Source organism: Thiomonas sp. SCN 64-16, assembly GCF_001725585.1.
GTDB classification, from domain to species: domain Bacteria; phylum Pseudomonadota; class Gammaproteobacteria; order Burkholderiales; family Burkholderiaceae_C; genus Thiomonas; species Thiomonas arsenitoxydans.
In genome coordinates this window covers 46,467-67,819 of sequence record NZ_MEGQ01000008.1, presented here as the reverse complement: position 1 = coordinate 67,819, position 21,353 = coordinate 46,467, and the positions used below count along the sequence as shown (strand labels likewise).

The window sequence follows — 21,353 nt, the reverse complement described above, 5'->3', positions numbered from 1 at the left end:
ACCGTAGACTTATCCACACCCGACTGCGACGCAGTCGGCCTTAGACCCCGGGTCAAAATTGAATCGGCACGGTGGGTCAAAATTCCATCGGCACGAACATTTTGCGTTCCAAACGCGAGTGCATCAGCACCTGATGGCAGCTCAGGCGGCTGCGTGAGCCGCGCGGACGGTGGTAATTGCCCTCGCTGTCCATCTCCCAGGCGTTGCCCGGGTGTTGCCACTGCATGCGCAGACCCTCGCGGATGACCTGCGCCTTGATCTTGTTGTCGAGCAAGGGCACGGCGATTTCGACCCGGCGAAGCAGATTGCGCTCCATCCAGTCGGCTGAGGAGATATAGACCTCGGCTTCGCCGCCGTTGTGGAAGTAGAACACCCGCGAATGTTCGAGAAAGCGGCCGATGGTCGAGCGCACCCGAATGTTGTCGGACAAACCTTCCACGCCCGGGCGCAGCATGCAGGCGCCGCGCACCAGCAGTCGCACTTCCACACCCGCCTGTGAGGCGGCATAAAGCGCCTCGATCACTGTGGGTTCGAGCAGTGCGTTGATTCGCGCCCAGACGCGTGCGGGCTTGCCGCTGCGCGCATGGTCGGCCTCTCGTGCGATGGCGGCCAGCACATTGGCATGCAGGGTGAACGGGGCCTGCCACAGCCGCCTGAGTTCCTGCGCCTGGCTGGAGCCGGTGATTTGCAGAAACACGCGGCGCGCGTCTTCGCAGATTTCCGGGTTGGCCGTCATCAGGCCGAAGTCGGTGTAAAGCCGCGCGGTGCGGGCGTGATAGTTGCCAGTGCCCAGATGCGCGTACATGCGCAGCACCTTGCGGCCGGTGCCTTCGGCGGCTTCGCGGCGGACGATGAGCAGCATCTTGGCATGGCACTTGAAGCCGACCACGCCAAAGACCACATGCGCGCCCGCCGCCTCCAGCCGCGACGACCAGTTGATATTGGTTTCTTCGTCTAGCCGCGCCATCAATTCCAGCACCACGGTGACTTCCTTGCCATTACGCGCCGCTTCGATGAGGGCGTCCATCAGCTCGGAATTGCCGCCGGTGCGGTAAATGGTCTGCTTGATGGCGACCACGAACGGATCGCGCGCGGCCGTCTTCACCAGATCGACCACGGGAGCGAAGGCATCGTAGGGATGGTGCAGCAGGATGTCGCGGGCCCGGATGCGGTCGAAGATCTCGGTATCCACGCCGGGCCAGTCTCGCGGCAGGGCGGGGAGATAGGGGCTGAACAGCAGTTGCGGCTCGTTGACGTAGTCAAGAATTTCCTGTAATCGCACCAGGTTCACCGGACCGTCGACCCGGTAGCAGTCTTGCGGCACGATATTGTTTTCGCGCAGCAGGCGGTCGATGACGGCGTGCGGGCAATCGGCCGCCACTTCCAGCCGCACCGCATCGCCGAAGTGCCGGGCGCGCAATTCGCCTTGCAGTGCGGCGCGCAGATTGGTGATGTCGTCGTCGTCGATGAACAGTTCGCTGTTGCGGGTGACGCGAAACTGATGCACGCCGAGCACTTCGAGTCCCGGAAACAGTTGCCCGGCAAACGCCTGCATGCACGACGACAGCAGCATGAACCCGTATCGCGCGTCGCACAACTCCGGCGGCAGGGGCACGACCCGGGGCAAGGTGCGCGGGGTTTGCACCACGCCCAGCTCGATATTGCGGCCGAAGGCATCGGTGCCTCCGAGTTGCACGGCAAACACCAGGTTCTTGTTGATGACGCGGGGGAAGGGATGCGCCGGATCGAGGCCGATGGGCGTGAGCAGGGGCGAAACTTCGGTCTCGAAATAATGCTGCGCCCAGGCGCGCTGCGCATCGGTCCAGTCGGGCAGGCGGTACAGGCGGATGCCCTGCTTGTCGAGTGCCGGCAGCACGGCCTGTTGCAGCACGCGGTACTGGTCCGCAATCAGGGCGTGGGCGCGTTCGGAAATCTCGGTCAGGGCTTTGCTGACGAGCATGCCGTCAGGCGTGCGTGAAGCCGGGTCGGCTTCCAGCATGTCTTGCAGTGTGGCGACGCGGGTTTCAAAAAACTCGTCCATATTGCTCGACACGATGCTGAGAAACCGCAACCGTTCGAGCAGGGGATTGGTCTCGTCGAGCGCCTGAAACAGCACGCGGCGATTGAATTCGAGAGTGCCCAGCTCACGATTGAGCAGGCGAGGTGCGGTGGCGGGATGGGACATGAATGACTCTGGCGGAGAAGCGACTGGCATTTTGCCAGTGCCGGGAACAAACCGAGCGAGAATGACGGTTTAGCATGAAATCTTGATGACATTTTTCAAAAACCTGTCATCAAACCAACGTTCAATTGCTGCTTATGCCCAACCTGCTCAATCAACACCTTGCCGCCGTCGATCTTGGATCGAACAGTTTTCGCATGCTCATCGGACGGGCGCAAGACAGTGCGGCGGGGGTGCAGGTCTATGCCATCGACTCCTTGCGCGAGCCGGTACGTCTGGCAGCGGGGCTGGACGACAAAAAGTATCTGTCGGAAGCCGCGCAGCAAATCGCGTTGCAAACCCTGCAGCGCTTCGGTGAGCGCCTGCGCCAGTTTCACCCGGACCGGGTGCGGGCCGTGGCCACCAACACGGTGCGCGTGGCCAAGAATGCGCCGCAGTTTCTGCAGCGCGCGCAGGCGGCGCTGGGGTTTCCGATCGAGGTCATTGCCGGGCGGGAAGAGGCGCGGCTGGTCTATATCGGTGCGGCGCATTCGGTCTCGGTGGTGCAGGGCAAGCGCCTGGTGGTCGATATCGGCGGGGGCTCGACCGAGTTCATCATCGGCCAGGGCTATGAGCCGGGGATGATGGAGTCGCTCTACATCGGCTGCGTGTCGATGAGCCAGCGCTTCTTCCCGGGCAATCAGGTGGACGAGACCACCATGCGCGCGGCCGAGATTGCGGCGCGCAAGGAGATTCAGATCATCGCCGCCGACTTCAAGCGCAATGGCTGGAACCATGCGGTGGGTTCCAGCGGTACGGCGCGCGCTCTGGCCGACATGATCGGCGGCAGCGGTTTCAACCCGCCCGACCAGCCGGGCGACATCACCCTGCAAGGGCTGCGCGAACTGCGTCGCACCTTCGTGCGGGCGGGCAATCTCAACAAGCTGCGCATGGAGGGGCTCAAACCCGACCGCGTGCCGGTGGCGGCCGGCGGGCTGGCCATCATGCTCGGCGTCTTCGAGGAACTGGGCATACAGTCGATGGAAGTGACGGATGCCGCGCTGCGCTTGGGCGTGCTCTACGACCTGCTGGGGCGCGAGCAGTCGCAAGACATGCGCGAAGTCACCGCCCTGCAGTTCACGCAGCGCTACGGCGCCGATGCCCAACAGGCGCAACGGGTTACGGAGTTGGCGCTGCGGCTCTACGCGCAGTTGCGCCCCAACGCTACCGAGGCCGATCACCGTCTGCTGCGCTGGGCCGGGCAGTTGCACGAAATCGGCCTGTCGATTTCGCACAGCGCCTATCACAAGCATTCGGCCTATATCGCGGCCAACGCCGATATGCCGGGCTTCTCGCGCGGTGAGCAGGCCGCGCTGGCGCAACTGGTGTTGACCCACACCGGCAAGCTGAAAAAACTCAGCGCCACTGATCTTGAAAACATTGATCTCGACGCTGTTTTGGCGCTGCGTCTGGCGGTCATTCTGGCGCGCAACCGCACGGCGGTTGATATCGATGGACTGCATCTGCGTTACCAGCCGGCTGGAGTGAAGCTCTCGGGCCTGCGGCCGCCGCTTGATATCGTCGCCCCGGAGCCCTGGCTCAAAAGCAATCCGCTGACCGAATACAGTCTCCGGCAAGAGGCCGCCGAGTGGGCGCGGCTGAACTGGAACGTCGCGTTACAAAGTCCTTCTTGATTGCGTCATGCCTGCCGCGTAATGTTTGAGCAGAAGCCGCGTTGAATGGCGCGGTTCAACAAACAAGGAGCACGCGATGCAGATCATCCTCACGCGACATGGTGAAGTTGAAGGCATTCATCCCGAGCGTTTTCGCGGGCGTATGGAACTGGAGCTGACCGCACTCGGTCGCCAGCAGGCCAAGGCGGTGGCGCAGCGCATCGCGGCCGAGTTTTCTCCGCAGGCGGTTTACACCAGCCCGATGGGGCGCTGCCGCGAAACCGGCGCCGACATTGCCGCCGCCTGCGGCCTGAGCGCGCAGGTGCTCGAAGGGGTGAACGATCTTGACTACGGCGAGTGGCAGTGGAAGACGCACGAGGAGGTGAAGGCCGCGCATCCGCAGACTTACGCCTTATGGAAAAGCGCGCCGCAGTGGGTGCGCTTTCCCGGCGGCGAGTCGCTGCAGGACTTGGCGCTGCGCACTGCTGACGGTCTGCGGACGCTGCTCTCGCGTCATGCCGACCACACCGTGGTGCTGGTCGGGCACGACAGCGTCAACCGCGCACTGCTGCTGCACGCGCTCGATCTGCCGCTATCCGGCTATTGGCGCATCACGCAAAAGCCTTGCTGCCTCAATCTGTTCAGCGTGGATGCACAAGGCAAGGTCGCGCTGCAACTCGTCAACGACACCACGCATCTGCGAGGGTTGGCATGAAATCTGGGGGCGATCAGCAGTGCCCGTTCTGCCAGGACATGCCCTGGGTGCTGCACAACGAATTGGGCTTTGCGGTGTATGACCGCACGCCCGTCAACCCGGGGCATCTGCTGCTCATTCCCTTTCGCCATGTGGCCGACTGGTTCGATTGCACCCCGCAGGAACATCAGGCGCTGCTCGAACTAGCTGCTCAAGGCCGCGCTCTGCTGCTGCGCGAGCACCGGCCGGATGGTTTCAATCTGGGCGTGAATTGCGGCCGCGCGGCCGGGCAGAGCATTTTCCATGTGCATCTGCACCTCATCCCGCGTTACGACGGCGACATGGACGAGCCGCTGGGCGGTGTGCGCGGCGTGATTCCGGCGCGGCAGAAGTATTGAGCGATTGCATTTCGAAGCAACCTTGAGCGCCCCGGACATTGACCCTGCGCATTTCATGGCCTAAATTCAAATCAACAAACGGCGATGGAGTTCGCCGTGCAATTGCCTCAATAGGGGTTTCGCCCCAGGCTGATGACTCCTACCCATGTTCCGGTTGACCCGCTGCCCGTGCAGCGGGCGCCGCCTTCAGGGAGGAGTTGCGGATGTTTACATCCCCATTGATCAGGAGTGTCTTGCCGCAGGCGCAAGACGGGGCTTCAGCCCAGCGCCCTCGGTTCGCGCAAAAACAACTCGTGCTCCCGCTTTGTTCACAGCGTCTGTGTCTGCTGGGGCGTCGGTTCGTGCTTGCCAACATCTGAAAGGAGTTCCGTATGCCTTCGATCTCATCCTCTCTTCTTGGCCGGGTTGACGCGCGCCTGTCCCATCTTCCGCTGCCCTGCAGTGTGGTGCTGCCGGGCGGGCAGCGCGTGGGCCCAAGCAATGCGCAAATCGAAATGCGCCTGCGCGACAAGCGGGCGCTGTGGCACATCACTACCGGGCAGATCGGCAAACTGGCTGAAGACTATGTCGAGGGGATGGTGGACATTCTGGGCAATCTGCGCGACCTCATGCGCATCGCTCCGGTGCTGCTCGACGACGACCCTCGCAACGAGCCTTCGGCCGCCACCGCGCGGATGTGGCACGGCTTGCGCCGCACCCTGTGGGAGCACAGCCACCACAGCCGCGAAAAGGACGCCGCACAGATCCAGAGCCATTACGACGTGTCCGACGATTTTTATGCGCTGTGGCTCGACCCGCGCCGGGTGTATTCCTGCGCCTATTTCGCTGAACCGTCGATGACCCTGGCGCAGGCGCAGGAAGCCAAGCTCGATCACATCTGCACCAAGCTCATGCTCAAGCCGGGCGAACGCTTCATCGACATCGGCGCAGGGTGGGGCGGGCTGCTGTTGTGGGCCGCCGAGCACTACGGCGTGGACGCGACCGGCATCACCCTGTCGAAGAATCAGTACAACCATGTGAACCGGCTGATCGTCGAAAAAGGCTTGCAGGGACGAGTGCGCATGTTGCTGCAGGACTACCGCGATGTGGACGAATCGCAGCCCTACGACAAGGTGGCTTCAGTGGGCATGTGCGAACACGTCGGCCGCCCGAATCTGCCGCTGTATTTCAGCAAAATCCGCCGCCTGCTCAAGCCGGGCGGGCTGGTGATGAACCACGGCATCACCGCCGGCGGGGTGGACAACAGCCAGCTCGCCGGCGGCATGGGCGACTTCATCGAGAAATACATCTTCCCCGGCGGGCAGCTCGTGCATGTCAGTGTGATGGCCGAAACCATGACGCGTGGCGGCCTGGAGCCCCTTGACCTGGAATGCCTGCGGCCGCATTACGCCAAAACGCTGTGGTACTGGGTCGATGCGCTCGAAGGCCATCTCGACGAAGCTCGCCGCGTGCTGGGCGAGCATGCGGAGAAGACCTTGCGCGCTTACCGCCTGTACCTCGCGGGATCGGCCATGGGCTTTGAGCAGGGGTGGATTTCGCTGTTCCAGATTCTTGGAAGCCGTCCGGATGGCGTGGTGGAAGACCGCATCGACTGCGACCGCCTGCTGCGGGCCCGGCAGTCCGAGTATCCGTTCAACCGCAGCTATCAGTATGCGGGCAAGACAAGCGCAGGCTCTACAAACGCGGAAAAACCGCAAGTCGTTGCGGCGCCGGCCGAAGCGCAGACGGCGTAGTTGCGCGTCATTTTGCGAGTGCGGCGGTGCGGTTTCGCGCCGTCGATGTCCACCCTTCAAGGAGAGGCCATGTCTGCTTCAGACGCTCATGTTTCTTCGATTCGCGCGCAGGAAATTCTCGATTCCCGCGGCACGCCGACCGTCAAGGCCACCATCACGCTGCAGTCGGGGGCGCGCGCCTCGGCGGCGGTGCCTTCGGGCGCTTCCACCGGCAGCAACGAGGCGGTGGAACTGCGCGACGGCGACCCGAAGCGCTATTTCGGCAAAGGGGTGCGCAAGGTGATTGCCCATATCGAGGGCGAAATCGCCGAGGCGCTCAAAGGGCGCGACGTGTGCGATCAGGCCGCGATCGACGCGGCGCTCATCGCGCTCGACGGTACGCCCAAAAAGGCGCGTCTGGGCGCCAATGCGCTGCTGGCGGTGAGCATGGACCGCGCGGGCTATCGGCCGGGAGAAGATATCGCCATTGCGCTCGACCCGGCCTCGACCTCGTTCTATAAAAATGGCCGCTACCACCTCAGCCGCAGCGGCAATCAGGTGCTCGATAGTCAGGAGATGGTCGAGCTATATCAGGGTTGGCTCAACGTCTTTCCCATTGTCTCGATCGAAGACGGCCATGCCGAGGACGACTGGGCTGGCTTTGCTGCGATGACGCGCCAACTCGGCGACCGGATTCAGATCGTCGGCGACGACAACTTTGTCACCAATACCCGCATCATCCAGCGCGGCATCGACGAAGGTACGGCCAATGCCTCGCTCATCAAGCTCAATCAGATCGGCACGGTGAGCGAAACCATTGCCGCGGTGCGTCTGTGCCAGAAAGTGGGCTGGGGCTCGGTGATGTCGCACCGCAGCGGTGAGACCGAAGACGCCTTCCTGTCCGACTTTGCCGTGGCCGTGGGCGCGGGGCAGATGAAGTCGGGCGCAACGGCGCGCAGCGAGCGGCTGGCCAAGTACAACCGGCTGATGGAGATCGAGGCCGAATTGGGTGATCGGGCCGAGTTCGTCAACCCCTACCGTTGAGTTCTGGCATGACGGGTGCACCGGCGTTTCACAGCATCGTCCATCCCTCGCCGGAGCAGGAGGCCGCGCAGTCTCGCCCCGATCTGCGCGATGTGTTCCACGACCTGTTCTTAGAGGCAATTTTCATGGGGGCTTACGGCAGCTTTGCCCCGCGCGAAAAGCCGTCGCTCTATGTGGTCAATCAGGGAGATGACGAAGCGCCGTATCGCGCCGAGGTGCTGGCTTTGCTGCAGGCGCTGTTCGGCACGCCCTTGCATGACCTGAGCGTGGTGCAGTACCGTCAGGCCGCGCTACGCGACCTGAAACAGGCGCCGCTGCTCAAGGGCATGCGGGCGTTTCAGCGCGGCATGCAAGAGTTGCGCGCCTCGCTGCGTCGCGCAGAAAAAGCGGATTACGCCGCCGAGGGGCAGCGCTGGTTTGTGGACGCCGCCTTGATTTACGGCCATGCGCTGCAAGCCCTGCATCAGACGCTGGCCGGCGTAGAGTTGCAGTCGCAGGCGCTGCAGTCCTTGCAGGGTCATGTGGCCGACTTGCTGGCCTCGCCTGCGCACACCGAGCGCATGAAAGAAGCGCAGGCTTTGACCCAAGTGCTGGCGCAAGTGCGCTACGCCATTCGCGTGGACGGCACCGCAGTCACCGTGCTGCAAGACCCGCAAGAGCCCGACTACAGCGCCACCATCGCCGATACCTTCGCGCGCTTTCGCCAGGGCGAGGTCAAAGACTACCGGGTGCAGTTCAACCCGGCTTCCCGCTTGAACCATGTGGAAGGGCAGATACTCGACCGTGTCGCCCTGCTGCACCCGGAGGTGTTCGAGCGGCTGGCGCAGTTTCGCCGCGCGCAGGAAGGGTTTGCCGACGCGCGCATCGTGCGGCTGGACCGCGAGCTGGCCTGGTATCTGTCCTGGATCGATTACACCCAGCGCCTCGAGCGCGCCGGACTGCCGCTGTGTTTTCCCACCCTCCACCTCGAACAGGGGCATATCGACGCCCGCGAGGCCTACGACATGGCGCTGGCCTGGCAATGCCTGGATGCGCAAAAGCCGGTGGTGTGCAACGACATGGCGCTGCAGGGCGACGAGCGCATGCTGGTCGTCACCGGCCCCAACCACGGTGGCAAGACCACGCTGGCGCGCACCTTCGGCCAGTTGCACCACATCGCCTCGCTGGGTTTGACCGTGGCCGCGCGCAGCGCCAGCCTGTTGCTGCCCGACCAGATGTTCACCCACTTCGAGCGGGTCGAAGACATCAGCAATCAGCGCGGCAAACTGCAGGATGATCTGGTGCGCATGCACCGCATTCTGGCCGCGGCCACGCCGCACAGCCTGGTGCTGATGAACGAGATCTTTTCGTCCACCACGCTCGATGATGCACTCTGGCTGGCGCGGCGCGTCATGGCGCGGCTCGCGGCTATCGGCGCGGCCTGCGTGTTCGTCACCTTTCTCGACGAGCTCTCCACCTTTGATGCGCACACCGTGAGCATGGTTGGCACGGTCGATGCCCAAGACCCGACCTTGCGCACCTTCAAAGTGGTGCGGCGCGCCGCCGATGGCAAGTCTTACGCGCTGGCGCTGGCGCAGAAATTCGGCGTCACCCGGCAGCAACTGCTTGAGCGTATTTCCCCATGAAAGCCCATCTGCTGTTTCCCGATCGTGACTTCGATCCCAAGGCCGACCCGCCGCCGCAATGGCCCGAGCTGGCGCAAGACCTGGAGATCGATACCCTGCTGGGCGCCATGGCCGAGGGTGACGCTTTTTTGCTCGACGTGGTAGCGCGCACCCTCATGGCCGCCAGCGGCGCGGGAGATGCCCGCGTCATCTCCTACCGGCAAGCGGCATTGCAGGATGCGCTCGACCACCCCGAACAGGTGAGGGCGCTCTACGCCCTGGTGGTTGAAGCCATCGACAGCCGCAAGAAGCATCTGTTCGGCCTGGGGCTGTTCGGGCGTTATCCCAGTTTCAACCTGCGTGGCGCGGTCGAACTGCTGCAGACCTTTGTGCAATACCTGCGCCGCCTGCGCCAGCAGGCTGATGCGCTGAGCGGCAGCTTCCGCTCCGAGGCCTTCGGCACGCTGTTCGAAAGCCTCAAACGCGACATCAGCGATGACTATTTCGATACGGTGCAGGAGCATCTGGAGACGCTGCGATTTCGGCATGGCGTGCTGCTCAGCTCGGGCCTTGGCCCGGGCAATGCGGGCAGTGGCTATGTGCTGCATGCGGGCAACGGCAGCCGTGCCGGCTGGCTGGCGCGGCTGCTGCATCAGGCTCCGCCGCAATACATCTTCCGTCTCGCCGAGCGCGACGAAGCGGGCGCGCAGGCGCTGTCTGAACTGGTGGATCGCGGCATCAACGACGTGGCCAACGCCATGGCGCAGGCCACCGATCATGTGCTGAGTTTCTTTGAGCTGCTGCGCGCCGAACTGGGCTTTTATGTCGCCTGCCTCAATCTGCAACAGCGGCTGGCGGCGCTGGACGTGCCGGTATGCATCCCCACGTTCAAGCCGATCGGCGCCTTGCAATTGCGCACGCAGACGCTGCGCGACCCCACTTTGGCACTCACCCTGCAACGCGCCCCAGTGGGCAATACGCTCGATGCAAACGGCAAGAACCTGATCGCCGTGACCGGGGCGAACCAGGGCGGCAAGTCCACCTTTCTGCGCTCCGTCGGGCTGGCTCAGATCATGCTGCAGGCCGGTCTGTTCGTCGCGGCCGAATCGTATGGCGGCGAGCTGGCCAGCGGTCTGTTCAGCCACTACAAGCGCGAGGAGGATGCTGCCATGCAGGGCGGCAAACTCGACGAAGAGCTCGACCGCATGAGCGTGATGGCCGATCAGATTCGCCCCGGTGCGCTCTGGCTGTCGAACGAATCGTTTGCCTCGACCAACGAACGCGAAGGCTCCGAACTGCTGCTGCAGGCGGTCGATGCGCTGCGTCAGCGCGGCATCAAGGTGACGCTGGTCACGCACCTGTTCGACGCCGCAAGACGGCTGCAAGGCCAGAACGCCGATCAGATGCTGATGCTGCGCGCGCAGCGCCGCGACGACGGCAGCCGCAGCTTCCGGCTCGAAGCGGGTGAGGCGCTACAGACCAGCTTCGGCGCCGATCTTTACGCCGAAGTCTTCGGGCCGGATGAATCCTGATCGTTCTGTCAATCGGCCCTGTCTGTTTGGCGATGGGTTTGAAGCAGGGACTGTTCGCGGGTACGCACCGCGTGCGCCGGATGCTGCTCAGCCAGCCGCTGCAACGCGGCTTTGAGCAGCGGGTCGCCCGCGGGCATCTCGGCCAGGCTATGCAGGATTTCCAGCCCCTCGATCACATCGCCGTCATGCTCCAGTGCACAGTCGGCCAGCGCCCCGATGGTGTGCGGATCGGCCTGTTTGCCCAGCGCGATGATGGCGCCCATGCGGGTTTCGCTCAGGGGATGATGCAGGGCGTGGATCAGGCGGTCGGGGTAGGGCGTGTGTCGCGCGTAATCGTCGAGGTTGGTGCCGCAGTCGGGGCAGACCTGGGCATCGAGCGGAATCTCGGCAAAGCACCAGGTGCAATACTGAAAAGCGCTGCGCTCGCCCATGAAAAACGCTCCAGGCCAGAACGCGATATGCGGGTCGACGACGTTGAATTTTCTCGGCTGAACTCGGTGCCTCATTGACAGCCGCACTGCGCCGACCAATAGACGATGTGGCCCGGCGGCACCATTTCCTGAATGCGCGGCAATACCGACTCGACCACTTCCGGCTCATCGAAAAACTCCAGTACCAGCGGCAGATGGACGTTGAGCCGCAGCAGGTCGTCGGCATGCACTTCGCCCTTGCTGCCGAAGCCGGCTACGCCGCGAAACACCGTGACGCCGTGGACTTTATGCTGTTCGTGCAACAGCTTGAAGATCGAGCGCATCAGGTCGTGATGATCGGTGTCCTTGTCGCCCTCTTTGATATAGACGCGAACCATGGTGACGGATTTGGCGCTCATGCTGAGACTCCCATATTGCGTGACAGAAAGGCGCCGAAAATGGCCGCTGCGATCGACAGCACGACCGAGGCGCCGATGTACAACCCGGCCTTCACCATCTCGCCGTTCTCGATCAGATTGAGCGATTCCAGCGAGAAGGTCGAGAAGGTCGTGTAAGCCCCGAGACCGCCGGTGAGAATGCCGGTGCGCAACTCAGGGCTGACGTTGATGCGCTCCAGGGTTTCGAAAAACAAAAAGCCCATCAGAAACGAACCGAGCACGTTGATCGATAGCGTGGCAAAAGGGAACGAGCGTCCCAGCACGCCCTGAACGACGATGCTCTGGCCGTAGCGCGCGAACGCGCCGATGATGGCGAAGAGGGCGATATACACATAAGTCATAGATAGATCCAACAAGGCGAAGACGAAAAGACGGCTGTGACATCAACACAGCCCAAAAGCGGGAAATACCGGCTCAGCCCGGCGTCCACACCAGCACCAAGCCGAAAACCACCAGCAACAACACGCCGATATAGGCCAGATAGGCGTTCATCAGCCCGTTCTGCAGGAATCGCAATTTGCGCGCCAGCCATTGCACCGCATGCACCGCAGGGTTGAACAGCAGCGGGCCGAACAGCGGCGCCTGCGAATAGTCGAACTGCAATTCTTTCAGGAAATAGGCCTTGCCCTCGAACTGCCGCGCCACCGCGTTTTGCGGCCGGTAGATGAAGTTGTAGAACACCCGCAGCGCGTTGGAGAACGACAGCGCCGTGGTCGCCCCGGCGTGCGCGGCGTAGTCCTCGCCGCCGCACCACAGCGGCGCACGGCGTACGGCATAGCGGCGCCGACCCCATACCAGGGCCAGCGGAATGAGGGCGAGCAAGGGCACGACGATCACCAGCATGGCCGGGGAGATGAAGGCGAACCCGGCCGACAGCGGCACCAGCAGCCAGTGATGCGTCATCTGCTGCGGGGCTTGCGCGGCGGGCCAGGCCGAGGCGGCCATCTGCGGCAGCCAGAACACCAGACTCACCGCGAACGCGGGCACGGCCAGCCCGGTGATGAGCACGGCTCCCCGTTGCAGCGATGTGAGCGTGGTCTGGTGTTTGCGGTGCTGCGCGGCGTGTTCCTCGTTCTGCCCGAGCAGGCCGACGCCGAACAGCTTGACCATGGTCGCCAGCGCAATGGCCGCGGTCAGCGCCATGCCGGCGCCAGCCAGCGCCAGGGCGATGCGCGAGCCATCGGTCTTGAGGGTGAAGTCGTGGAACAGGCTCTGGAACAAATACCACTCGCTGACGAAACCCGCGGTGGGCGGCATGGCCGCCAGACTCATCGCGCCGAACACCGCGCCCAGCCCGAGGGTGAGCGGCGCATGACGCAGGATGGCGCTTTGCCGCAAGTGATGGTCGCCCTGCAGCGCGGCGGTGGCATCGGCGCTGAGAAACAGCGTGCCCTTGGCCAGGCTGTGGCCCATGAGGTGCAGCATGCCCACGGTCCAGGCAAGGGCCGAGAGGGCGTCTTGCCCCCCCGCGCGGAAGATGAGCGCCGCCCCCAGCGCGGTGACCGCGACCCCGGCGTTTTCGGCCGAAGAGAACGCGAGCAAGCGTCGCCAGTCGCTCTGCTGGAAGGCATAGAGAATCGCCAGAATGGCGGTGAACGTGCCCGCAGCCAGCACCACCACGCCGAACGCGGCCAGCCAGGGCGGATGGCTCATCCACTGCAGCAGCGCACGGCCAAGGGCGAAGTAGGCCGCATTCATCACCACCCCGGACATCAGCGCGCCGCTGGAGCCACTGCCGCTGCCGTAGGCGCCTGGGTACCACTCGTAAAACGGCAGCAGCCCGAGCTTGGCGCCGAAGCCCGCCAGCCACAGCAGGCCGAGGAAGAAGGCCGAAGCCACGCCCCACTGCGTCCATTGCAGCGCGTAGGTGCCGAAGGCCAGGCTTTGGCCCAGCATGAGCACGGCCAGCAGCAGCGCCACGCCTCCCACTTCGAGCAGCGCGAGCATGAACAGATTGTCGCGCCCGGCCTGCACGCTGCGATGGTCGGCCAGCAGCATGAGCGCGCCGCCGAAGCCCATCACTTCCCAAGCGATGAGAAAGCTCGCGCCGTCCTGCAAGCCATACACGCCGAGCGCGCCCAGCAGCGACAGCGCCGCACCGGCTGCCCAGCCGCGGGCGTGCCCCGTGCCGCCAAGCAGGCTGGCAAAGAAGGCGGGCAGCAGCGCGGGCAGCATCAGCCACAGTGCGGCGGCATCGGGCTGAAACGCCACTGGCGAGTTGCCCAGCAGCAGCAAGGTCTGGCTGGCGCCGCCTTCGGGCAGACCCCACAGTGCGCCCAGCGCCGCCAACGCGCAGCCCGCAGCCAGCAGCAGACGGGGCAGGGCGGTGCCGATGAGCAGATCGGCGAGCAGCGCCAGCAACCAGGCCAGCGCGGCGAGGCCGAAAGCGGTCAACGAGACGGAATCAGGCAGATTCATAAACGCCTCCGTGCACCCGCTGCGGGCTGCGCCGCAGCAGCAAAAGCAGGGCTTCGATCAGCGCCGCCGGATTGGGCGGGCAGCCGGGCAGCCACACGTCCACCGGCAGAATGCCGTCCAGCCCCTCGTGGCAGGCATAGCCGCCGCCATTGGTGCCGCCGCCGGTGGCGCAAGTGCCAGCGGCCATGACCCAGCGCGGCTGCGGCATGGCCTCATAGGTGCGTAGCAGCGGCTCGCGCATGGCGGTAGTCACCGGGCCGGTGACCAGCAACAGGTCGGCAAAGCGCGGCGAGGGCGTGAAAAAAATGCCCAGGCGATGCAGGTTGTAGAAGGGGTTGAGCAGGGCCTGCAGCTCGCTTTCGCAACCGTTGCACGAACCGGCGTCCACATGGCGGATGTGCAGGCTGCGGCCGAAACCCTTCATCGCTTGCGCGAGTTCGGCTTCTTTCGCGGCGTCGGGGTTCGTGGGGGCGGCTTGGTCGGGGTTGAGCAAATCGGCCTTGTCGCGCACGCCAAACGCCCAGTCATGGCTGACGCTGAACGCGCCTTCCGGGCAGACCTCGGTGCAGAGCTGGCAGCCGACGCAGCGGGCGTAGTCGAGCTGAATCGCGCCCGCTTCGCTGCGCGTAATGGCCGAGGCCGGGCAGGCCGCGACGCAATCGCTGCACCCGCTTTGCTCGCTGGAGCAGCGCGTGGCATCGAAGCGCGGCAGGCCGAGCACGCCCTCCTGCCCGTCGGGGCCGGGGCGCTCGGGCCAGGGGGTGGTGGCGCGGCCTTTTTGAAGGCCAAACCAAGTCCATACAGGCATGGTGGCGCTCCTCTTTTTAGCGATCAGCGCCCGCGATGGACAGGCCGAAGCTGGCTTCGTTGATGGCGTAATCCATCATGTTGCTGTCCTCCACAGTGAATGGAAACACCCGCCAGTTCGAGAACGACGGCTCTTTGATTTTCACGCGCTGCAGCCGGGTGCGGTCTTCGCTGAGGTGCACGGCGTAAAGCAGACCGCCGCGCGTGGCCTCCACCCAGCCCAGCCCTTCGCCCTGCGGATCGGCTTCTTCCATCACGTCGAAGCGCAGCACCTCGCCCGGCTTGGTGCGGCCGATGGTCTGACGAATGATGGCCAGCGATTCGCGGATTTCTTCCATGCGCACCAGTGAGCGCGCGTGGGCGTCGCCGCCTTGCTGCACGGGCACCGAGAAGCGCACCTTCTCGTAGTTGGCGTAGGGATGATCGCGGCGCAGATCGCGGTCCAGGTTGCTGGCGCGCTCGATCGGACCGCAGGCGCCCTGGTCGAAGGCCACCTGGCGCTCCAAGCGGCCCGTGGTCATCAGCCGGTCGAGGTGGCTGCGAGTGTTTTCCAGGCGCTGCAGATAGCGGTCGATCTCGTCGTTGACGCTGTCGAGCGCCTTGTCCAGACCCGAGATGTCGAGGTCGCGGCGCAGGCCGCCGGGGGTGATGAGCCCGCGCAGAAAGCGGCTGCCGGTGAGTTTGCCGTTGATCTGCTTCAGGCGCTCTTCCAGCAGATGGCCTTCGGCCTCGCCGACCTTGAGCGTGGTGGTCTTGGACAGATGGCCGAGATAGTGCAGATGGTTGTACAGACGCTCCAGCTCGGCCAGGATGACGCGCAGATAGCGTGCGCGCGGCGGAGCCCGCCAGCCCATTGCGCCCTCCACGGCCTGGGCATAGGCCAGCGCATGCGCCACCGAGTCGATGCCACTCACGCGCTCGGCCAGCACCGAGCCCGACGCCAGAGTGGCGCCCTGAAAGCGCCCTTCCATCGCCCGGTGCTTGTAGAACAGCCGCGGGTGATAGTGCAGGATGCCTTCGCCGATGTAGAAAAACAGAAACTGCGCCGACTCCACAATGTCGGCCCGCACCGGGCCGAAAGGCAGACGCTGGATGTCCGGCCCCTGCACCTGCGGCACGATGGGCGGCAGCGGCGAATAGTCTCTTGCCGAGGCCGCGGGGTCGAAGCCAGATGCCAGGGGCGCCGGATCGCGCGGCTCGCCCTCGTGCAAAACCAGCGGGTTTGCCTCGGGGTGGCCTTCGAAGCGCAGGCCGTACGAGTCCATCATCTCGCGTTCGTACCAACCCAGCAGCGGCAGCTTGCTGGCCAGCGACGGCAGGGTGCGGTCTTTCGGCCGCACGCGCCAGACCTTGTAGGGTTGGTTCGTGCCCTGGTTGAGCAAACCGTCGGGCCTCCCCAAGGTTTGCTCGCCCCCTTGGGGGGCAGGCACCGCTTGCGGCGCCGTGGGGGCGCTACTGACGTAAATGACCTCCATGCCTCCCTCGGCGCAACTACAGGCGTAGGCCATCTGCATGCGGCCGTGGGCGCTGGGCGTGTCGCCCAGTTCGGTGAGCAAGCTGTCGGCCGCCGTCAGCAATTCGGCGGGGCTCAGGCGGGTGGTGTCGCAAAAACGCATGTCACACCCCTCCCAGTTGCGTGGCGATGCTCGCCAAATGATTCCAGATCGGCGGCAGCCACCACAGGCCGAGCAGCAGGATGGCGGCCAGCGCCACCACCATCGGCACCACATGCACGAATTTCAATTCCAGATGCGGCGCATGGTCGGGGCGCGGGCCGAAGAACATGGCGCGGAAGTGGTTGAGAAAACCGATGAAAATGACGATGAGCAGCACCGCCATCAGCCAGACCGCCCAGGGGTTGGCGCTCTGCATGCCGCCGCGCAGAATGGTCAGCTCTGAAAGAAATAGCCCGAACGGCGGCGCCCCGGTGATGGCCACCGCCCCGGCCAGCCAGATCGCGCCGCTGCGCGGAAAGAAGCGCAGCACGCGGCGAATCTTCGCGATGTCCTTGCTCTCATAAGCGTGCATCATGTTGCCCGCGCCGAAGAACACCAGCGATTTGGTCAGCGAGTGGTTGAGCATGTGATAGAGCGCGCCGATCACCCCCAGCGGCCCGCCGAAGCCGAAGCCCAGCGCGATCACTCCCATGTGCTCCACACTCGAATACGCCGCCAGCCGTTTGATGATGGTCTGTCGGCTGATGAACAGCGCCGCCACCAGCAGGCTGAAGGCGCCCAGTACGACCAAGGCGGTGCGCGCCATCGTTTCAATGGACGTGCCTTGCAGAATGTGCAGATAGCGCACGATGCCCAGCATGGCGCAGTTGAGCAGCGCGCCCGAGAGCATGGCCGAGACGGGAGCCGGGCCTTCGCTGTGCGCATCCGGCAGCCAGGTGTGCATGGGGGCCAGGCCCACCTTGGTGCCAAAACCCACCAGCACCAGCAGGAAGGAAAGCATCAGCAGCAAGGGCTCGGCCTTGGGGGCGATGGCGGCGAGATTGGCCCAGGTCATGTCGTACACCGGGCCGAGGATGAAGGTGCCGGCCCAGTAAAACAGCACCGTGCCCAGCAGCGCCAAACCCAGCCCGGCGGAGACGATGACGATGTACTTCCACGCCGCCTCGATGCTTTCTGGCGCGCGTTGAAAGCCCACCAGAAAGGCGCTGACTATTGTTGTGAGGTCGATGGCGATCCAGTACAGACCCGGATTGTTCTGCGCCGGGGCGAAGAACATGGTCAGCGCGAACGCGGCGAACAACGAATAGAAGCGGTGCAGCCGCGCCTGCTCGCCGTGCATCCAGCGCATATAGCCGATGGCGTACACGCTGGCCAGCAGATACACGATGGCCAGACAGAACATCACCCACACGCCGAAGGTGTCGAGCAGCAGGTAATGGTTCAGCGTGGTGATGGGCTGACTCGGCGTGGCGATGAGCAACACGACGACCAGCACGAAATCGATGATGGCCGCGGCGAGGTTGAGCGCCTCGGCCACGCGGCTCCGACGCGACACCCAGCTCCCCGCCATCGCCAGCGCGGTGACGATCCAGATGGCATACAAGACGTTCCAGATCATCGCCTCACCCCACCAGCCTTGTGAGTTCGCGGCTGCTCGTGGTGCCGATTTCCTTGTGCAGGAAGCGGATCAGCATGCCGAAGGTCGAGACGACGATCAGCAGGTCGAACAGAATCACCATTTCCAGCAGCAGGGGCATGCCCGGCACCAGAATCTGCGAGCCTAGAAAGATGCCGTTCTCGATCACCAGCAGCCCGAGGATGGAACTCACCGCCTCTGCCCGCAGCACCAGCATGAGAAAGCCGATGAGCTTGAGCGAGAACATGGCGGTGAGCGCGAGCACCGCGATGTTGTCCACCAGATTCATACGCACGCCCAGCTTGTGCGCAAGCGCATAGGAAAACAGCACCAAAAAGCCGCCCAGCACGATGCTCGATGCCGGTTGCAGCAGCGGGGTGAATTCGCGGTTCTGCCCCAGCCCGTTGACGATGCGCACCAGCAGATAGGGCAGCAGCGTGCCGCGAAACAGCGCGGTAAGCGCGGCGATGAACACCAGCTCGGGGTAATGGCCGGTGATGCCGATAGCCGCCGACAGCGCCGCGATCACCCACGACTCTGCGGCGAACGCCAGGATGTGGTTCTTGATCCAGTGCGAGCCCAGCATGACAAACGCCAGGATGAGGGCGATGATGGTCAGCAGGCTGAAGAGTGAGGCCTGCACGCCGCCGAGGTGGAAGATCAGCATGGTTGGGCCCTCACACCTGCCGCGCCACGATAGCGAGAATTGCCATCAGGAAAGACAGCGCCAGCGGCTCCTGATAGCGGTAGAAGCGCAGGCGCGACTGCGCGGTATCGACGAACACCATGATCAGCGCAACCACCGCCCATTTGGCCAGCAGCGCAAAGGTGGCGCCCAGAATGCCCAGCGCCGTGCCTTTGATGGACAAGCCCCAGGGAATGGTCAGCACGTTGAGAAAAATGGTGTAGAGAATGGCCTGCTTCATCCACGAGGCCCACTTCAGCAGCGCCAGCAGCGGGCCGGAATATTCGAGGATGCGCGCCTCGCCGATCATGTAGATCTCGTAGTGGATGCTCGAATGGATGGGCAGGCGCTCGGTTTCCACCGTCAGCAAAATGAAAAAGGCCGCAACCAGGAACAAATGCGCCGGGCTCCAGAACACCGCCGGGCTGGCCACCAGCAGATGGTTGACCACGAAGGGCAGCATGGCCTGCGCCAGCAGGGTGATGCCGACGAACACCATGATCAGCGTGGGCTCGGCCAGGATGGAGAGCATGGCCTCGCGGCTCGACCCCAGTCCGCCGTAGGGATGGCCGCTATCCAGCCCGGCGAGCAGGATGGCGAAGCCGCCCAGGGTGAGAATGAGCCCGCCGCCGAGAATATCGCTCATATCGGAGAGCGGCAGCGGATAGTTGGTCAGCACCGGAATGAGAATGGGCACCGTGAGCATGGCCGAGAACGCCACGATGGGCGCGGCCCAGAAAATCCACGAAGCCGTCTGCGGCACCACGATCTCTTTGCGCAGCAGCTTGAACAGATCGCGGTAAGGCTGAAAGAGGCTGGGGCCGCGGCCGCGCTGCACCTTCTCTTCCATCGTGACGATGAAGCCGTGCAGCAAAGGCGAGAGCATCACAATGGCCAGTACCTGGCACACTTGCTGCAAGATGACGTCACCGCGCATAGCTCCTCCCTGTCGTGAAACGCAAGCGATTGCATGGCTTGCGGCAGGTAGGAGTCATTAGCTTGGGGGCAGCCCCACGCGGTTTTGGCGAACTCCATCGCCTTAATGGTTGCTGTGCAGTCTAGGAGTTCAAACCGAAAAGGGTCAAGCTGACATCCGTTTCAAAACGAAAGTATGGCGACCAAACTTTACCCCAGCGAGATGGCTGAATGATGCGGTCACAACCTCGCCACTGGCAATGCTGGGCCGCAGGCGCTACAAACTTAGAAATACACGCGGGAGACGACGCATGAACCGTAACGGCAACACTACCCAGCAGTTGATAGAGCCCAGCGAGGGCAACCGGATCGAGACCGACTCGTTCGGTCCCATCGAAGTGTCCGAGGCGCATCTGTGGGGCGCGCAAACGCAGCGCTCGCTGCAGCATTTCGCCATTTCCACCGAGCAGATGCCGCGCGAGTTCATCCGCGCCCTGGCGCTGATCAAGCGGGCCTGCGCCGGCGTGAATGCCGAGTTGGGCAAACTCGATCTGCGCACCGCGCAGGCCATTATCGAGGCGGCCGATGAGGTCATTGCCGAACGCTATCCCGACGAGTTTCCGCTGGCGGTCTGGCAGACCGGCTCGGGCACGCAGACCAATATGAATATGAACGAGGTGCTGGCCAACCGCGCCTCGGTGCTGCTGGGCGGTGGCGTCGGTTTGGCGCGCAGCGTGCATCCCAACGATCAGGTCAATATGGGGCAGTCTTCGAATGACATTTTCCCCACGGCCATGCATGTGGCCGCCGCTGCGCAGACCGTGCAATATCTGCTGCCCGCACTCATCGCCTTGCGCACCACCCTGCAGACCAAGGCGGAATCTTTCGCCGACATCGTCAAAATCGGCCGCACCCATTTGCAGGACGCCACGCCTCTCACCCTCGGGCAAGAATTTTCGGGCTACGTCGCCCAACTCGATCTGGCAAGGCGCGCCATCGACGCCGCGCTGGGGCCGGTCTATGCACTGGCCGTGGGTGGCACCGCGGTGGGCACCGGGCTCAACACCCATGCGTCGTTCGGCGTGCGCGTGGCCACCGAGTTGGCGCGGCAGACCGGGCTGCCGTTCACCAGCGCCGAGAACAAGTTCGCCGCGCTCGCCGGGCATGAGGCGCTGGTGTTCCTGCACGGCGCGCTCAAAACGCTCGCGACGGCGCTGATGAAAATCGCCAATGATGTGCGCTGGCTGGCTTCCGGTCCGCGCAGCGGCCTGGGCGAGATTCGCATTCCCGAGAACGAGCCGGGCAGTTCCATCATGCCGGGAAAGGTCAATCCCACGCAGTGCGAGGCGCTCACCATGGTGTGCGCGCAGGTGTTCGGCAACGATGTGGCGATCAATATCGGCGGGGCTTCCGGCAACTTCGAGCTCAATGTATTCAAGCCGCTGATCGCGCACAACGTGCTGCAAAGCCTGCGGCTGCTGGCCGATGCGATGAACAGCTTCGATCATCATCTGGCGCGCGGCATCGAGGCCGACCGGGCGCGCATCACCGAGTTGATGCAGCGTTCGCTGATGCTTGTTACCGCGCTGGCGCCGCACATCGGCTACGACCAGGCGGCGGCCATTGCCAAGTCGGCCCACCACAGCGGCAGCACCCTGCGCGAAGCAGCGCTGGCCTCGGGGCTTGTGAGTGCGGAAGACTACGACCGCTGGGTGCGGCCGCAGGACATGGTGAGAACCAGTTGACGCG

The 21,353-nt window shown here is 64.1% G+C and carries 18 protein-coding genes and 2 riboswitches; of the genes, 8 read left to right on the top strand and 10 right to left on the bottom strand.

The window, feature by feature from the left end; all coding sequences use genetic code 11:
* Window positions 1-76: 76 nt before the first annotated feature.
* A complete protein-coding gene (gene ppk1, locus ABT24_RS03655; RefSeq protein WP_276731657.1) occupies window positions 77-2,185 on the bottom strand; it encodes a polyphosphate kinase 1 in 2,109 nt (702 codons plus the stop codon).
* A gap of 125 nt (window positions 2,186-2,310) precedes the next feature.
* On the opposite strand from ppk1, the gene ABT24_RS03650 reads away from it, so the two are divergent.
* From ABT24_RS03650 to ABT24_RS03620, 7 genes are all read left to right on the top strand, one after another.
* Window positions 2,311-3,855 carry a Ppx/GppA phosphatase family protein gene (locus ABT24_RS03650; protein ID WP_423837850.1) on the top strand — a complete coding sequence of 515 codons (1,545 nt, stop codon included), beginning with the start codon at window positions 2,311-2,313 and terminating at the stop codon, window positions 3,853-3,855.
* A gap of 76 nt (window positions 3,856-3,931) precedes the next feature.
* The gene (locus ABT24_RS03645; protein ID WP_276731651.1) at window positions 3,932-4,549 is read left to right on the top strand and encodes a histidine phosphatase family protein; all 618 of its coding nucleotides are present in this window, start codon (window positions 3,932-3,934) and stop codon (window positions 4,547-4,549) included.
* Window positions 4,546-4,926 carry an HIT family protein gene (locus tag ABT24_RS03640; RefSeq protein ID WP_276731648.1) on the top strand — a complete coding sequence of 127 codons (381 nt, stop codon included), beginning with the start codon at window positions 4,546-4,548 and terminating at the stop codon, window positions 4,924-4,926. Before ABT24_RS03645 ends, ABT24_RS03640 begins: the two co-directional genes overlap by 4 nt.
* Window positions 4,927-4,997: 71 nt before the next feature.
* Window positions 4,998-5,075: riboswitch (Fluoride riboswitch) on the top strand.
* Between the two features lie 222 nt (window positions 5,076-5,297).
* A complete protein-coding gene (locus ABT24_RS03635; protein WP_276731645.1) occupies window positions 5,298-6,659 on the top strand; it encodes a class I SAM-dependent methyltransferase in 1,362 nt (453 codons plus the stop codon).
* A 69-nt stretch (window positions 6,660-6,728) separates the two neighbouring features.
* Window positions 6,729-7,682: a phosphopyruvate hydratase gene (locus tag ABT24_RS03630; protein WP_276731642.1), complete on the top strand. Its 954-nt coding sequence runs from the start codon at window positions 6,729-6,731 to the stop codon at window positions 7,680-7,682.
* Between the two features lie 8 nt (window positions 7,683-7,690).
* Window positions 7,691-9,307, top strand: coding sequence for a MutS-related protein (locus ABT24_RS03625; RefSeq protein ID WP_276731640.1), 1,617 nt, complete (start codon window positions 7,691-7,693; stop codon window positions 9,305-9,307).
* Entirely contained in the window at window positions 9,304-10,818 is a 1,515-nt protein-coding gene (locus tag ABT24_RS03620; protein WP_276731637.1) for a MutS-related protein, read from the top strand. The genes ABT24_RS03625 and ABT24_RS03620 overlap by 4 nt, the downstream gene beginning before the upstream one ends.
* A gap of 8 nt (window positions 10,819-10,826) precedes the next feature.
* Here the strand turns inward: ABT24_RS03620 and ABT24_RS03615 are convergent, their stop codons facing one another.
* From ABT24_RS03615 to ABT24_RS03575, 9 genes are all read right to left on the bottom strand, one after another.
* Window positions 10,827-11,249 (bottom strand): hypothetical protein, encoded by a 423-nt coding sequence (locus tag ABT24_RS03615; RefSeq protein ID WP_276731634.1) that lies wholly within the window; start codon window positions 11,247-11,249, stop codon window positions 10,827-10,829.
* 71 nt (window positions 11,250-11,320) lie between these two features.
* Window positions 11,321-11,647, bottom strand: coding sequence for a DUF190 domain-containing protein (locus ABT24_RS03610; protein WP_013123323.1), 327 nt, complete (start codon window positions 11,645-11,647; stop codon window positions 11,321-11,323).
* Window positions 11,644-12,042, bottom strand: a complete 399-nt coding sequence (gene crcB / locus ABT24_RS03605; RefSeq protein WP_286737347.1) for a fluoride efflux transporter CrcB — start codon at window positions 12,040-12,042, stop codon at window positions 11,644-11,646. The genes ABT24_RS03610 and crcB overlap by 4 nt, the downstream gene beginning before the upstream one ends.
* 58 nt (window positions 12,043-12,100) lie before the next feature.
* Entirely contained in the window at window positions 12,101-14,104 is a 2,004-nt protein-coding gene (locus ABT24_RS03600; protein ID WP_276731629.1) for a proton-conducting transporter transmembrane domain-containing protein, read from the bottom strand.
* Window positions 14,091-14,912, bottom strand: coding sequence for an NADH-quinone oxidoreductase subunit B family protein (locus tag ABT24_RS03595; RefSeq protein WP_276731626.1), 822 nt, complete (start codon window positions 14,910-14,912; stop codon window positions 14,091-14,093). The genes ABT24_RS03600 and ABT24_RS03595 overlap by 14 nt, the downstream gene beginning before the upstream one ends.
* Before the next feature lie 16 nt (window positions 14,913-14,928).
* The gene (locus tag ABT24_RS03590; RefSeq protein WP_276731621.1) at window positions 14,929-16,527 is read right to left on the bottom strand and encodes a hydrogenase large subunit; all 1,599 of its coding nucleotides are present in this window, start codon (window positions 16,525-16,527) and stop codon (window positions 14,929-14,931) included.
* A gap of 1 nt (window position 16,528) precedes the next feature.
* On the bottom strand, window positions 16,529-17,986 hold the full coding sequence (locus ABT24_RS03585) for a proton-conducting transporter transmembrane domain-containing protein (RefSeq protein ID WP_276731617.1): 1,458 nt from the start codon (window positions 17,984-17,986) through the stop codon (window positions 16,529-16,531).
* Between the two features lie 4 nt (window positions 17,987-17,990).
* On the bottom strand, window positions 17,991-18,671 hold the full coding sequence (locus ABT24_RS03580) for a hydrogenase (protein ID WP_276731614.1): 681 nt from the start codon (window positions 18,669-18,671) through the stop codon (window positions 17,991-17,993).
* 10 nt (window positions 18,672-18,681) lie between these two features.
* Window positions 18,682-19,626, bottom strand: a complete 945-nt coding sequence (locus ABT24_RS03575; RefSeq protein ID WP_276731611.1) for a respiratory chain complex I subunit 1 family protein — start codon at window positions 19,624-19,626, stop codon at window positions 18,682-18,684.
* A gap of 41 nt (window positions 19,627-19,667) precedes the next feature.
* A riboswitch (Fluoride riboswitch) is annotated at window positions 19,668-19,737 on the bottom strand.
* 178 nt (window positions 19,738-19,915) lie between these two features.
* Between ABT24_RS03575 and fumC the strand changes: the two genes are divergently transcribed.
* Window positions 19,916-21,349, top strand: a complete 1,434-nt coding sequence (fumC, locus tag ABT24_RS03570) for a class II fumarate hydratase (RefSeq protein WP_276731607.1) — start codon at window positions 19,916-19,918, stop codon at window positions 21,347-21,349.
* Window positions 21,350-21,353: the final 4 nt, after the last annotated feature.